This is a genomic window from Methylobacterium sp. Ger2507 (assembly GCF_055231875.1).
Map to the genome: position 1 here is coordinate 4,773,852 of NZ_JBUYVC010000001.1, position 13,520 is coordinate 4,787,371.

12 protein-coding genes are annotated in these 13,520 nt (G+C 66.9%); 8 read left to right on the plus strand and 4 right to left on the minus strand.

The window, feature by feature from the left end:
- Nucleotides 1-36 precede the first annotated feature (36 nt).
- The 7 genes from hpnA to ACV7NL_RS22200 all read left to right on the plus strand — a co-directional run bounded on the left by hpnA (nt 37) and on the right by ACV7NL_RS22200 (nt 7,969).
- Complete coding sequence (hpnA, locus tag ACV7NL_RS22170; RefSeq protein WP_247637311.1) at nt 37-1,062, plus strand: hopanoid-associated sugar epimerase; 1,026 nt, start codon at nt 37-39, stop codon at nt 1,060-1,062.
- Nucleotides 1,059-1,970, plus strand: coding sequence for a squalene synthase HpnC (hpnC, locus tag ACV7NL_RS22175; protein ID WP_463356900.1), 912 nt, complete (start codon nt 1,059-1,061; stop codon nt 1,968-1,970). Before hpnA ends, hpnC begins: the two co-directional genes overlap by 4 nt.
- A complete protein-coding gene (hpnD, locus tag ACV7NL_RS22180) occupies nt 1,967-2,821 on the plus strand; it encodes a presqualene diphosphate synthase HpnD (RefSeq protein ID WP_463356901.1) in 855 nt (284 codons plus the stop codon). The genes hpnC and hpnD overlap by 4 nt, the downstream gene beginning before the upstream one ends.
- Nucleotides 2,821-4,125, plus strand: a complete 1,305-nt coding sequence (hpnE, locus tag ACV7NL_RS22185) for a hydroxysqualene dehydroxylase HpnE (protein ID WP_463356902.1) — start codon at nt 2,821-2,823, stop codon at nt 4,123-4,125. The genes hpnD and hpnE overlap by 1 nt, the downstream gene beginning before the upstream one ends.
- A 39-nt stretch (nt 4,126-4,164) precedes the next feature.
- Nucleotides 4,165-6,162, plus strand: a complete 1,998-nt coding sequence (shc, locus tag ACV7NL_RS22190; protein WP_056481169.1) for a squalene--hopene cyclase — start codon at nt 4,165-4,167, stop codon at nt 6,160-6,162.
- Between the two features lie 338 nt (nt 6,163-6,500).
- Nucleotides 6,501-7,223 carry a phosphorylase gene (locus tag ACV7NL_RS22195; protein WP_056481167.1) on the plus strand — a complete coding sequence of 241 codons (723 nt, stop codon included), beginning with the start codon at nt 6,501-6,503 and terminating at the stop codon, nt 7,221-7,223.
- A 236-nt stretch (nt 7,224-7,459) separates the two neighbouring features.
- Nucleotides 7,460-7,969, plus strand: a complete 510-nt coding sequence (locus tag ACV7NL_RS22200; RefSeq protein ID WP_056481165.1) for a hypothetical protein — start codon at nt 7,460-7,462, stop codon at nt 7,967-7,969.
- An 11-nt stretch (nt 7,970-7,980) separates the two neighbouring features.
- Here ACV7NL_RS22200 and ACV7NL_RS22205 read toward each other — a convergent pair whose 3' ends face one another.
- The 4 genes from ACV7NL_RS22205 to ACV7NL_RS22220 all read right to left on the minus strand — a co-directional run bounded on the left by ACV7NL_RS22205 (nt 7,981) and on the right by ACV7NL_RS22220 (nt 12,023).
- On the minus strand, nt 7,981-8,766 hold the full coding sequence (locus tag ACV7NL_RS22205) for a BLUF domain-containing protein (RefSeq protein ID WP_056481163.1): 786 nt from the start codon (nt 8,764-8,766) through the stop codon (nt 7,981-7,983).
- 41 nt (nt 8,767-8,807) lie between these two features.
- The gene (locus ACV7NL_RS22210) at nt 8,808-10,538 is read right to left on the minus strand and encodes a putative bifunctional diguanylate cyclase/phosphodiesterase (protein WP_056481161.1); all 1,731 of its coding nucleotides are present in this window, start codon (nt 10,536-10,538) and stop codon (nt 8,808-8,810) included.
- A gap of 478 nt (nt 10,539-11,016) precedes the next feature.
- On the minus strand, nt 11,017-11,271 hold the full coding sequence (locus tag ACV7NL_RS22215; protein ID WP_056481159.1) for a hypothetical protein: 255 nt from the start codon (nt 11,269-11,271) through the stop codon (nt 11,017-11,019).
- Nucleotides 11,268-12,023, minus strand: coding sequence for a Crp/Fnr family transcriptional regulator (locus ACV7NL_RS22220; RefSeq protein WP_348528120.1), 756 nt, complete (start codon nt 12,021-12,023; stop codon nt 11,268-11,270). The genes ACV7NL_RS22215 and ACV7NL_RS22220 overlap by 4 nt, the downstream gene beginning before the upstream one ends.
- Before the next feature lie 530 nt (nt 12,024-12,553).
- Here ACV7NL_RS22220 and ACV7NL_RS22225 point away from each other — a divergent pair.
- Complete coding sequence (locus ACV7NL_RS22225; protein ID WP_463356903.1) at nt 12,554-13,168, plus strand: Crp/Fnr family transcriptional regulator; 615 nt, start codon at nt 12,554-12,556, stop codon at nt 13,166-13,168.
- The last annotated feature ends 352 nt before the right edge of the window (nt 13,169-13,520 follow it).

Here is a 13,520-nt window from a genome sequence, read left to right on the forward strand (position 1 = left end):
GCGCTCGCATAAGATCCTCAGACCCTTACGAGAGAAATGCCACAGGCGACCCCTTCCGGCCCGTTCGATGCCGGCCCGGTTCTCATCACGGGCGCGAGCGGTTTCCTGGGAGCGGCCCTGGTCGACGTCTTCCGCAAGGCGGGCTTTCCCGTGCGGATCATGGTGCGGGCCACCTCCCCGCGCACCAACCTGACCTGGACCGACGTCGAAATCGTCGAGGGCGACATGCGCGATCGCGCTGCCGTCGCACGGGCCCTCCAGGGGCAGCGCTATCTTATCCACGCCGCCGCCGATTACCGCCTCTGGGCACCCGATCCGGAAGAGATCGTAGCGACCAACCGCGACGGTGCCGTCATCCTGATGGAAGAGGCTCTGCGCGCCGGCATCGAGCGGATCGTCTATACGTCGAGCGTCGCCACCATCAAGCCGCACGACGATGGCACTCCGGCGGACGAGACCCGGCCCCTGACCCCCGGCACGGCCATCGGCGCCTACAAGCGTAGCAAGGTCGTGTCCGAGCGCGTGGTCGAGGAGATGGCGGCCCGCAACGGCCTGCCTGTGGTCATCGTCAATCCGTCGACTCCGATCGGCCCGCGCGACGTCAAGCCGACCCCGACCGGCCGCATCATCCTCGAAGCCGCGCTCGGCCGGATGCCGGCCTTCGTCGATACCGGGCTGAACCTGGCCCATGTCGACGACGTGGCGGCCGGGCACCTGCTGGCGCTCCGGCACGGTCGGACCGGCGAGCGCTACATCCTCGGCGGAGAGAACGTGCTTCTGTCGCAGATGCTGGCCGACATCGCCGGCATGGTCGGCCGCAAAGCCCCGACCGTGAACCTGCCGCGCGCCGTGGTCTACCCGATCGCCTTCGTCTCCGAGCAGATCGCGCGGTTCACCGGCAAGGCCCCCTTCGCCACCATCGACGGCATCCGGATGTCGCGCTACCGGATGTTCTTCTCCGACGCGAAGGCACGGGCCGAACTCGGCTACACCGCCCGGCCCTACGCACAGGGCCTGTCCGACGCGATCGCCTGGTTCCGCCAGGAGGGACGCCTGCCATGAGCGCGACGATCCACACCGCCACCGAGGCGCGGACCGGCAAGGGCTATCGCGACGAGAACTTCCCCGTCGCCTCGCACCTGATCCATCCCAAGCATCGCGGTGCGATCCTGGCGTTCTACGACTTCGTCCGCGCCGGCGACGACGTCGCCGATCATACCGGTCTGAATCCGGAGCGGAAGATCGAACTCCTCGACGCCCTGGCCGACGACCTGACGGGCACCCGTCCGACCGATTCGGCTGCCGAGCCCCTGCGGCGGGAACTGGCGGCGCGCGGGCTTCCCCCAACGCATGCCCTCGAACTCCTCGAGGCTTTCCGGCTCGACGCGCGCAAGAACCGCTACGCCGACTGGAACGAGCTGATCGCCTATTGCCGCCTCTCGGCCATGCCGGTCGGCCGCTTCCTCTTGGACGTGCATGGCGAAAACCGCAGCGTGGTCTGGGGGCCGTCCGATGCGATCTGCGCCGCCCTTCAGATCATCAACCACCTGCAGGATTGCGGGAAGGATTTTCGCGCCATCGATCGGGTCTACCTGCCGCAGGAGACCCTCGAGGCGCATGGCGCTGTGATCTCGGAGCTGTCTGCCGACAAAGCATCGCCGGCGCTCCGGGGCGCGATCCGGGAACTGGCGGAGCGCACCATGGGGCTGCTCGAGGAGGGCGCGGTGCTGCCCGATCTCATCGCCGATCTGCGCCTCAGCCTGGAGATCGCTGCGATCCACCGCCTCGCCGTCGTGCTGTGCCGGGGCCTGATGGAGCGCGACCCTCTGAGCGAGAAGGTGCACCACGGCAAAGCCGCCTTCGCGCTGACCGCGCTCGGCGGCATCGCCACCACCCTCGCGCGTCGTCCCCTGCGCGGCCGAACGCTGCGGGTTCAAGCCGCGAAAGTGGCACGGGAGAGCCGGGCATGAGCGCCACCCTGTCCCCCGCCGCCGAAACCGCGTCTCCCCAGGTCGACGCCCTCCCGGCAAAGTCGTCCTCGTTCTATACGGCGATGCGCCTGCTGCCGCCCGATCGCCGCGCGGCGATGTACGCGGTCTACGCCTTCTGCCGGGCTGTCGACGACGTCGCCGACGACGGCGGGCCCGCGCCCGTCCGCGCCGCCGAACTCGACCGCTGGCGCGCCGAGATCGATGCACTCTATGCCGGCCGCCCGACGCCGCGGGTGCAAGACCTCGTCGTACCCATCCGCCGCTACGGCCTCCTGCGCGAAGATTTCCAGGCGGTGATCGACGGCATGGCAATGGATGCCTTCGAAGACATTATCGCCCCCGACGAGGCGACCCTGGACCTCTATTGCGACCGGGTCGCCAGCGCGGTCGGTCGCCTTTCCGTCCGAATCTTCGGCCTGTCCGAGCAAGAGGGCATCGCGCTCGCCCATCACGAGGGCCGCGCCCTCCAGCTCACCAACATTCTGCGCGACATCGACGAGGACGCCGCGCGCAATCGCCTGTACCTGCCGCGCGAGAAGCTGGCCGCCATCGGTCTCAACGCGCCGACGCCCCAGGCCGCCATCGATCATCCGCGAATCGGCGAGGTCTGCATCGCCGTTGCCCGAGAGGCCGAGGCGCATTACGCCAAGACCTGGGACATCATCGCGAAGTGCCCGCGCAAGGTCACCAAGGCGCCGCGCCTGATGGCGGCGGCCTATCGGCTCTACCTCGACGCTGTCCTGGCCCGGGGCTGGGCCAAGCCGCGGGCGCGGGTCAAGCCCGGCAAGCTCGTGCTTCTCGGCGTCGTCCTCCGGCACGGGATCGTCTGATGGTCGGAACGGTCCACGTCGTCGGGGCGGGTCTCGCCGGGCTGTCCGCCGCCGTCTCGCTGGTCGATCGCGGGGCGCGCGTCGTCGTGCACGAGGCGGCCAAGCAAGCTGGCGGCCGCTGCCGCTCGTACTACGATCCGACCCTCGGCCTTACCATCGACAACGGCAACCACCTGCTGCTGTCTGGGAATACCTCGGCGCTCGCCTTCATGCGCACGATCGGCGCCCCGGAGAGTGCCTTGTCCGGGCCGGACGAAGCGGCGTTTCCCTTCGCCGACCTGAAGACCGGCGAGCGTTGGACCCTGCGCCCCAATGCCGGCCGGGTGCCGTGGTGGGTGCTTCAGGCCTCCCGCCGGGTGCCCGGCACCGCAGCGCGCGACTACCTGGCGCCTCTCGGTATCCTGAAGGCAGCGGCCGGCAAGGCGCCGGGCCAGGGTGGCACCATCGGCGAGAGCATGACCTGCGAAGGCACGCTCTACGATCGGCTGTGGCACCCCGTCCTGCTCGCGGCCCTGAACACCGACCCGAAGGAAAGTGACACCGGCCTTGCGGCCACCATCCTGCGCGAGACGCTGGGCGCCGGCGGCAAGGCGTGCCGGCCCCTCGTTGCAGTCGGTGGCCTGTCGGCCGCCTTCGTCGATCCCGCCATCGATTATCTCACCCGGCGGGGGACGGAGTTGCGCTTCGGCCACCGCCTGCGCAGCCTTGTCCTCGGCGCCGGCCGCATCGACGGCCTCGTCTTCAGCGACGAAACTATCACCCTGGCACCGGAGGATGCGGTCGTCGTCGCGCTGCCGCCGTGGATCGCGTGCGACCTGCTGCCGGGCCTGCCGGCCCCGCAGAGCCACCGTTCGATCGTGAACGCGCATTTTGCTGTGGTCCCGCCGCCGGGTGCGCCGTTAATTCTGGGTGTGGTGAACGGTATCACGGAGTGGCTGTTTGCTTATCCGGATCGTCTGTCCGTGACCATCAGCGGAGCGGATCGTCTCTTGGATGTGCCGCGCGAGGATTTGGGACGTCAGATCTGGTCGGAGATCGTAACTTTAACCGGACTTGCACCCGAACTGCCAAGCTGGCAGATCGTCAAGGAGAAGCGGGCGACCTTCGCGGCAACGCCCGCCGAGGCCGCGCGGCGTTCCGGCGCCGTGACGGCTCATGAAAATCTCGTCCTGGCAGGCGACTGGACCGCGACCGGCCTGCCATCGACGATCGAGGGAGCCATCCGTTCAGGAACGACCGCCGCGCTGGCCCTCGCCAAGAGGACAGACACGTGCGGACAAGCACGAGCGCGCGGCGCGGCGTGAGATAAGGCGGCCGCCTGGGCGGCCTGTGAGGCGAGGACGATGCGGGACGCATACAGGAAGGTCGAGGCGCTGCAGCGCCCGAAAACGCAGGAGATCTCCCTCGAGGACGTCGATCGTGGCGTCGTGCGTGCAACCCAGGCCCTGACGGCGCTGTCGCACGAGGACGGCCATCTGTGCTTCGAGCTCGAAGCCGATGCGACCATTCCGTCCGAATACATCATGTTCCACCAGTTCCGCGCCACCGAGATCGCGCCCGAGCTGGAAAACAAGATCGGCAATTACCTGCGCCGCACACAGGGTAAGCACGGTGGCTGGGCCCTGGTCCATGATGGGCCGTTCGACATGAGCGCCAGCGTGAAGGCCTATTTCGCCCTCAAGATGAGTGGCGACTCGATCGAGGCGCCCCATATGCGCCGCGCCCGCGAGGCCATCCTGTCCCGCGGCGGCGCCGCGAATTCCAACGTCTTCACCCGGTTCCTGCTCGCGCTTTACGGCGAGGTGCCCTGGCGTGCCGTGCCGGTGATGCCCGTCGAGATCATGCACCTGCCGAAGTGGTTCCCCTTCCACCTCGACAAGGTCTCCTACTGGGCCCGCTGCGTCATCGTGCCGATGCTGGTGATTCAGGCGAAGAAGCCGCGCGCCCGCAACCCGCGCGGAATCGGCATTCCGGAGCTGTTCGTCGCTCCGCCTGAGACCGTCCGCACCTGGCCCGGGAGCCCGCACGCGACCTGGCCGTGGACGCCGATCTTCGGGGCCATCGACCGGATGCTCCAGGTCACACAGGACTACTTCCCCAAGAAGCGCCGGGCGCGCGCGATGGACAAGGCCGTGGCCTGGGTCAGCGAGCGCCTGAACGGCGACGACGGTCTCGGCGCAATCTTCCCCGCCATGGTCAACACCGTGCTGATGTACGAAGTGCTCGGCTACCCGGCGGACCATCCGCAAGTGCGGATCGCCTGCGAGGCGATCGAGAAGCTCGTCGTTGTCAAGGAGCATGAGGCCTACGTCCAGCCCTGCCTATCCCCGGTCTGGGATACGGCGCTGGCTGGCCACGCGCTGCTGGAAGCCGGCGGCCCGGATGCCGAACATCAGGCCCGGCGAGGCCTCGACTGGCTGAAGCCGCTCCAGGTCCTCGACATCAAGGGCGACTGGGCGGCCGGTCGGCCGAACGTGCGTCCCGGCGGCTGGGCTTTCCAATACGCGAACCCGCACTTTCCGGACCTCGACGACACCGCCGTCGTCGTCATGGCGATGGATCGCGCCACGCGCCAGCACGGCCTCGTCGCCGATGTCCCGGATTACGGCAACGCCATCGCCCGCGCGCGCGAGTGGGTCGAGGGTCTTCAGTCGAGCGACGGCGGCTGGGCTGCCTTCGACGCGGACAACAACCACCATTACCTCAACCACATCCCATTCTCGGATCACGGCGCCCTGCTCGATCCGCCGACGGCCGACGTCACCGCCCGCGTCGTCTCGATGCTGGCCCAGCTTGGCGAGACTCGGGAAAGCTCGAAGGCCCTCGATCGCGGCGTCACCTACCTGCTGAACGACCAGGAAGAGGACGGCTCCTGGTATGGCCGCTGGGGCATGAACTTCATCTACGGAACATGGTCCGTGCTGTGCGCGCTCAACGCCGCCGGCGTCGATCCGGCTGCGCCGGAGATCCGCAAGGCGGTCGCCTGGCTGATCCGCATCCAGAACCCGGACGGCGGTTGGGGCGAGGACGCCTCGTCCTACAAGATCGACCCTGCTTTCGAGCCCGGCTACTCCACCGCCTCGCAGACGGCCTGGTCGCTGCTCGCCCTGATGGCAGCGGGCGAAGCCGATGACCCGGCGGTGACGCGTGGCATCAACTATCTGACCCGCACTCAGGGCGCGGACGGCTTCTGGTCCGAGGAGCGCTACACCGCAACCGGCTTCCCGCGCGTGTTTTACCTGCGCTATCACGGCTACCCGAAGTTCTTCCCCCTCTGGGCTATGGCCCGCTACCGGAACCTCCAGCGCAGCAACACCCGCAAGGTCGCCTTCGGGATGTGATGGGCGCAGCGATGGGTCGGACGGCGTGCCCGTTGGGCAGGGGCTTGATCCTGCGAAACGGGTGAGTCTCCCGCTGTATCGCGCCCTCCCCTACCGACGGTCGCACTCTCCTCCAAGGCGGACCTCAAGCCTGTCCGAAATCTATTGAGCTTGTGCAAAGTGAACCGCGCTCTGCTTTGCAGAGCGCGGAGGGGTGAGTTCCCGCGACTCACAGAGGGGTGAGGGAGCGATAAGCATCGAACGGGATGCGGGAATCGGATCGCCGGCCTCGCCGGATCCATCCGGCATCCGAAGGCGTCGAGCGATGAACGCCAAGGCAACACAGGTCGGGTGACGGCATGGTTTCAAACTCCGCATCCGGCGCACAGCCCGTACTCGCCGTGACCGGGCTGGCCAAGGAGGCGCGCCTCGCCTCAGGCGACGACGTTGTCGCCATCGGTGCGGGCGGGAATCCCGAACGCCTGCGTCGCATGCTGGCGGATCGTCTATCCCCGGAATGCCGCGCGGTCGTCAGCATCGGTATCGCTGGTGGTCTCGATCCCGACCTGGAGCCGGGCGACGTCCTGATTGCGAGCGCCATCGTCACCGCCGAGGCACGCTACCCGGCCGATCCTGCCATCGTGGCCGCCTGGGAACGGGCCCTTGCGGGAATTGGCGTATCGGTCCGCACCGCTGCCATCGCCGGGGTGGATGCCGCCGTGCTCAGCGTCGCGGCGAAAGCCTCGCTTCGGACTGCGACCGCCTGCGCCGCGGTCGACATGGAATCGCACGCGGCAGCGGCCTTCGCGCAGGCGCACGGGTTGCCGTTCGCGGCTCTCCGGGTCGTTTGCGACCCGGCCGAGCGGGCGATCCCGGCCTTCGCCGCCACGGCCCTGAAGCCGAACGGTGAGCCCGATATCCTCGCCGTTCTCGGCGCCGTCGCGCGCCAGCCCGGCCAAGTCGGTGCCCTGATCCGGCTCGCCCGCGATTCCGGACGTGCCTTCCGGAGCCTCAAGCACTGCCGCACCCGCCTCGGCACCGCCCTCGGGGTCCCGGACGGCACGCGTCTTGTCCCGCGATAGACACAGGACCTGCGAAGAGAACCAGCTGTCGCACGTCTGGGAGGGGGCTGCCCTTGCCGGGGTAGGCTGGGAGACAATTCGTCGGCTGGCTTTCGCACCGAAGACAAGGTCGGCAAAAGCCGTTCGCTGATCGGTCGGGCTCACGGTGCGTCAAATCACAGGGGCGGCTTCTCACCGAACATTAACCGGATCCGCGCCATCAGGAGGATGGGATAAGGTCCCGCCAGGGCCAGGACATGACGTCGATCTCCGCACAGGCCGGGACATTTCCGCCATCGCCGCGCCTTCGTGCACACGAGGACATCGCGGCGCGGACGGCAGCCGGCACCCTCAGCAGCGCCGATCAGACCGCCCTGAACACCGCGGTCGACTCGATCGATGCCGCGCTGACGCAGGGCATCGGCAGTGGCCCTGAGGCGGCGCGCCTGGACCCGTCCGGCCTGCGAACGCGCATCGATGACCTGATCGGCCGGCAAGTCGAGAGCGGAGCGCTCACCGGCGACCAAGCCCGAACCCTGAACTCGGTCCTGCGGGGCGACCCCGACCCGTCCCAAACGGATGGGGCGCCTCGGGTGGCATCGGAATCCGCAACGGTCGGTCCGTCCGGCCAGAGCACCGGTGATCTGCTCGCCACTTTCGTGAAGCAGTTGCAGGTCCGGCAGGACCAGGGGGCGTCCTACGGTGCCACTGGTGCCCGCACGGTCTCGGCTGCGGCCGGCGCATTGCTGATGAACTTCAAGGTGTAGCGGCCGCCCGGTCAGGCGGCGCGGGTCGCCGCATCCTGATCGGGCGCGGGGCCCCGGCGGACCGCCTCGGCTTCCCGGCACAAAGCGGCGGCGAGGCTGCGGGCTCGCTCGACCCACAGGTCGCGCTCCCGACAAAGCGACTCGCACCGATTCTGCGCCTGTGCCTCAGCGATGCGCGCGTCGTCGAGTGCACCGCGCAGCTCAGTGGTTCGGCGACGCTCCTCGGCAAGGGCCTGACGCAGCACCGCCAGGGCGGAAGCGTCCCGCTCGACGACCCCCCTCTCGAGCGGCGCATGCAGGTCAGGCCGAAGCTCGGAAACCTCGGCGCGGACCCGGTCGGCGTCGAAGGCCGGGGCGGGCGAAGTCAGTCCCTCCTCCTCCAGGACCAGACCGTGCAGCATCCGGAAGATCGCATCGCCGTCGAGCCGTGACAGGTCGAACCCGCTCTCGCGCCCGAGGTCGCTCCATAGCGCCTCCCCCGCCGTGGCTCGCCCGACATAGGCCATCGACCAGTCGGCAAAGCCGCGGGCCTCGGTCGGCCCGCATTCGAGGACGGTGACGTCGCCGTGCCGCTCGTCGCGCTGGATTCGCTCGAAGGTGCGCTCGACATCCTGGCGCGGCCCCTCCAGCACCTGCGCGAACGCGCCGCCGTTGAACATTAGGGCGCCGGTCACTCCGGCCGCGGCGTTGTTCCGCTGCGACGCGGCGAGGATCTGGCTGACGGCGGCGTTCGCTTCGGCCTCCGGCACGGCCAACAGGTTCTTGCTGGCATAGACGAGTCGATAGAGCTGGGTCATGGCGGATTTCCGAAAGCGGGAGAGCGTCGTGGTTCGAGGCCCTACGCGTGGGCAAGGCCGTGTTGACCCCGGCTCGCGAAGAACGTGAGCAGGGCCTCGGCGGGGATCGGTCGGCTGACGAGGTAGCCCTGGACATCGGTGCAGCCCTCGGCCCGGATGCGTCGCATCTGGTCCTCGGTCTCGACCCCTTCGGCCACGGTCGTCATCCCGAGGCTACGCCCGAGCCCCGCGATGGCGCGGATCACCGCATCGCCGTCCGGCTTGCGGGTGATGTCGGCCACGAAGGAGCGGTCGATCTTGATCTTGTCGAACGGGAACGACCGCAGGTAGCTCAGCGACGAGTAGCCGGTGCCGAAATCATCCATCGAGACGCGGATTCCCAGGGCGCGGAGGCGATGCAGGATGCGCAGCGTGCGCGCGTTCTCCTGCAGCAGGACGCCCTCGGTGATCTCGATCTCCAGGCGCTCGGCCGGCAGGCCCGAGCTCGCCAGGGCCGAGACGATCACCTCCACGAGCCGGTCGCCCTTGAACTGCGCCGGCGACACATTCACCGCGACGGTGATCGGTGCCGGCCAGGTTGCCGCGTCGCGACAGGCTTGGCGGATCACCCATTCACCGATGGGAACGATCAGGCCGATTTCCTCGGCGAGCGGGATGAAATCCGCCGGCGAAACGGTACCCCGCTCCGGGTGCTGCCAGCGCAGCAGCGCTTCGCAGCCGGTCAGGCGGTCACTGCCGAGATTCATCTGCGGCTGGTAATGCAGCGTGAACTCCCGCCGCCCCAGAGCTTGGCGCATGTCGAGTTCGAGGCGACGGCGGGCCTGCATGCGCGCATCCATTTCCGCCTCGAAGAAACGGAAAGTCCCGCGCCCCTCGAGCTTGGCCCGATAGAGAGCGAGGTCGGCGCATTTGAGGAGGCGGTCGGCATCCATCCCGTCCTCCGGAGCCAGAGCGACACCGACGCTGGCGCCGATGGTCAGAAGGTGACCCTCGACCATGTAGGTGCGGCCGACGAGATCGACGATCCGTCGGGCCAGGGCGCGCGTCTCCTCGACGTTCGCGGGAGCGCTCTGGACCACGACGAACTCGTCGCCGCCAATGCGCGCGACGGTGTCACCGGGTCGAAGGGTGGCGCTGAGCCGGTCGCCGACCTTCGCCAGCAGGGCGTCACCGATGGCGTGGCCGAGGGTGTCGTTGACGGGCTTGAAGCGGTCGAGATCGACCAGCAGCACGGCGCAGCTGGCGGCGGAGGCGCCAACTCGCGCCAGCGCCTCCTCAAGGCGCTCGCGCAGATGGCGCCGGTTCGGCAGGCCGGTCAGCGGATCGAGGCGGGCATGGCTGCTGGCCGCAGCCTCGGCGGCACGGCGGGTGGTGACGTCCTCGAGGGTGACGGTCCAACGCGTGGCGGCGGCATTCCCGCAACCGACCGGATGCAATCGAATGTCCACCGTCATCGCCGGACGTGCGACCTCGAAGGCGACCGGCTCGTGGCGTTCGAAGGCCTGCCGTACCTGCGCGAAGAGAGCACGCGGATGAAGGGCGAGGAGGCGGCACAGGGTGCGAAGGGCCGACCGGGCAGTGGGATCGGTGGAGAGATCGAACGCGGTGAGAATATCGCGGGCCGGGTCCGTGCAGAGGATCACTCGCCCACCCTCGAACAGCAGAAATCCCTGTCGGACCACGTCGAGATAAGAGGCAAGGACGGCGGCTTCGGAGCGGCAAGGCGCAGGGCCCGGCGAAGAAAAGGCCGTGAGACTCGAAACCGAACGCATGGTCGTGATGCTCCATCGGCCTACGCACAGCATGTCCGCGAGCCATGGATGCCACCGAGAAGTAAACGATCAGTTTTCGAATATTACGATAAAGATGTTTTGAGATCGAAATCAGCGATTGAAAAATGTTTCAATTGTTGTTTTGATCAGTACGACGCGTTCATCTACAAGAATTCATGCTGAAACGTATTCAAGCGATGCCTTGACCGAACTTAAGCTATTATGGAAAACGAATGATAATACTTGAACCACGACGATACAAGGAGTTTTGAGCGTGGTCTCGCCGACACAATCGGGGGGTAAGGCATCGGCGAGACCCCGGTCACACCCATGAAGGGGTAACGGGAATGATCGTGACGCAGACCCGCGGATGATGCATTCACACACATCAATCGTCTTCGCGATGTCTGCTCAGAAAACGTCTGGGGCTTGCAGGAAGACCTCTCAGGTCTTGCCGTCACGGCGCGACGGAGTGCAGTCAGTACGAGGGATCGACATCCGCCAGCTGTCGGGCAATCCAGGCCTGCGCCTCTCGGAGGTCGGCGAAGATGGGCGCGTGCGGATCCTCGACGCGTCCGAACCCCGCCTCCAGGAACCAGTGACCCGCATGGGAATCATGCTCGCTGGAGAGCTGGACCAGTACGGCAACGAGACGGCCGTCCTCGAAAACCAGACGGCTTTCGCGGTCGTTGCTGCCCGTCGCAATCTGCACGGGCTGAAGTTTCAGGGTCATGCTGCGGCCCGCGTTCCCAGGTGCAGGTACTTGGCATCGAATTCGGCGATCGACTTCAGTCGCTGACGGTCGAGAATCCTCAGGGTCCTCCCCTTGAGTTCAATCACGCCCTGGCGCCTGAGTTCCTGAAGCGACCGATTCACGTGCACGTTCGACAGGCCGACCGTGTCGGCCAGGTCGAGCTGCGTCACGGGAAACTCGTAGGTGTCCTCGCTCGCAAATCCCACGACCTGCAACCGGAGCAGCAGTTCGCAGAACAGGTGAGCGATGCGTTCGATCGCCGACCGGCACCCGACATTGACCAGCCACTCGCGCAAGGTCGCCTCATCGACCAGGGTGGACATCCGCAACGAGCGCGCAATGGCCGGATGCTCCTCCATCAGGCGCTTCACCACGTCGAGGGGAACGCGCACCACGCGGCAGGCGGACAGGGTGGTGATGGTGTGGTCCATCCGCGAGAGCAGCGCCACATCGAGGTCACAGGCGTCGCCCGGCACCAGATAGGCGGTGATCTGCCGAGCGCCGTTCGCCCGATGCTTCTGCCGGCAGGCAATGCCTTCCATGATGAGGATGACGCCATCCGGTGCGTCGCCCTCCCGGATCAGGTCGACGCGGGGCCCGATCAGATGGCCGCTGGCACTGACGCTCGTGAGGATGGCTCGGTCCTGATCCGAGAGGGGACCGAACCCTTCGAGCTTCCGGATCAACGGGTTCATGGCGTCGAGAGGCGGGGTCGAGGAATGTGATGACAAGACGGTGTCCGTAATCTTGGCAACGGGTGTCGGATTTCGCTTACGCGAGTCCCGAGGTGCGGCGATCAGCGGCTGAGCGGTTGCCCTGCGATCCGGGACGAAAACGGGCGGAGCGAAGCCCCAGGCGATCGCCGCCGATACAAGGCGCGTCGTCGATCCAGAGAGTCCAGGTCACGGTCTTCCATGCCACGCACGTGCAGATAGGTCGCCCACAATCAATCTCGTTCTAACTCGCGGAACGAGCGGTTGTAAGCACCGCCAACGCATTTGTATGATTTCAAACACTTAACCTATGTTTATCAGATTATCCAAGATCGTTTTCATGCGCCGATTGGAAGATCACCATCTTTCATTGATCTAATGTTGATCTTTGGATATGGCCGCGCAGTGGAGGGTGGGGCTCTGTTCTCTTCCCCAGGAGAGCAGGACTCGGGCCTTTACGAATGCAAATCTTACCTCGTAACCGTCTGTTGCGAATGCTCTCGGTGGGCGACTGGACGTTGCTGCAGCCGCGGCTGCGTCCGGCCGCGTTGACGGTTCGTCAAGTCCTGGTCCATCCCGACACGGCGCCCGATCGGGTCTACTTCGTGGAATCGGGACTGATTTCGATCATCATGCAGATCGGATCGACCCGGCTCGAAGTGGGGATGATCGGACCGGAGGGCCTCATCGGAGCCTCGACCCTGATGCTGGGTGCGGAGACGTCGCCCTACGAGCATATCGTTCAGATTGCAGGGTCAGCACTGGCGATCGAGGTGGCGGACATGGCCGCAGCGATCGCGGAAGGGCCCGGCCTGCGCAAGCCAGTGCTACGCTTTCTCGAGGCCGAACTGTTCCAGGCCCGGCAGACCGCCTTCGTCAATGCCAGTTTCGGCATCGAGGCGCGGCTCGCCCGCTGGCTGCTGATGTGCCACGACCGCGTCGACGGCGACGAACTCCTCCTGACGCACGAGGTGCTGGCGGTGATGCTGGGCGTACAGCGCCCCGGAGTGACTCTGGCAGTCCAGAATCTCGAAGGCGCTGGGTCGATCCGCGCTCGTCGCGGCCGCATCACCATCCTGGATCGGACTCAGTTGCGTGTCGCGGCGGGCGAAAGCTACGGGGTTGCCGAAGCGACCTACGAGCGCCTGTTCGCCAAAGCCTAGAGTTTGTCAGGGATCACTGGAAACCGGTTATCCCGGCACGGCAAACGAGAACAAAAGTCTCGCGGGGCCGCCCCGCCTTCCCGTCTGCAGTGACCGGACGTTCAGCGCTGTCGATCCCGAAATCCGTCGAACTGCCCGAAATCCGTCGAACTGCCCGAAATCCGTCGAACTGACGGTGAGGAGGCGTCCGTGGGATAAGAGCAACGTTAGAATTCGAACGCCCGGGATGCGAGACTGCGAGCGGCCCGTCAGCCAGACGCTCCATCAAGCATCCCACGCCTCGTTTGATCCGCAGTGACCACCGGCGCGTCAGGTGTCGTCGGCCGTGGCCTGCGTCGATGCGGTCGGCTCG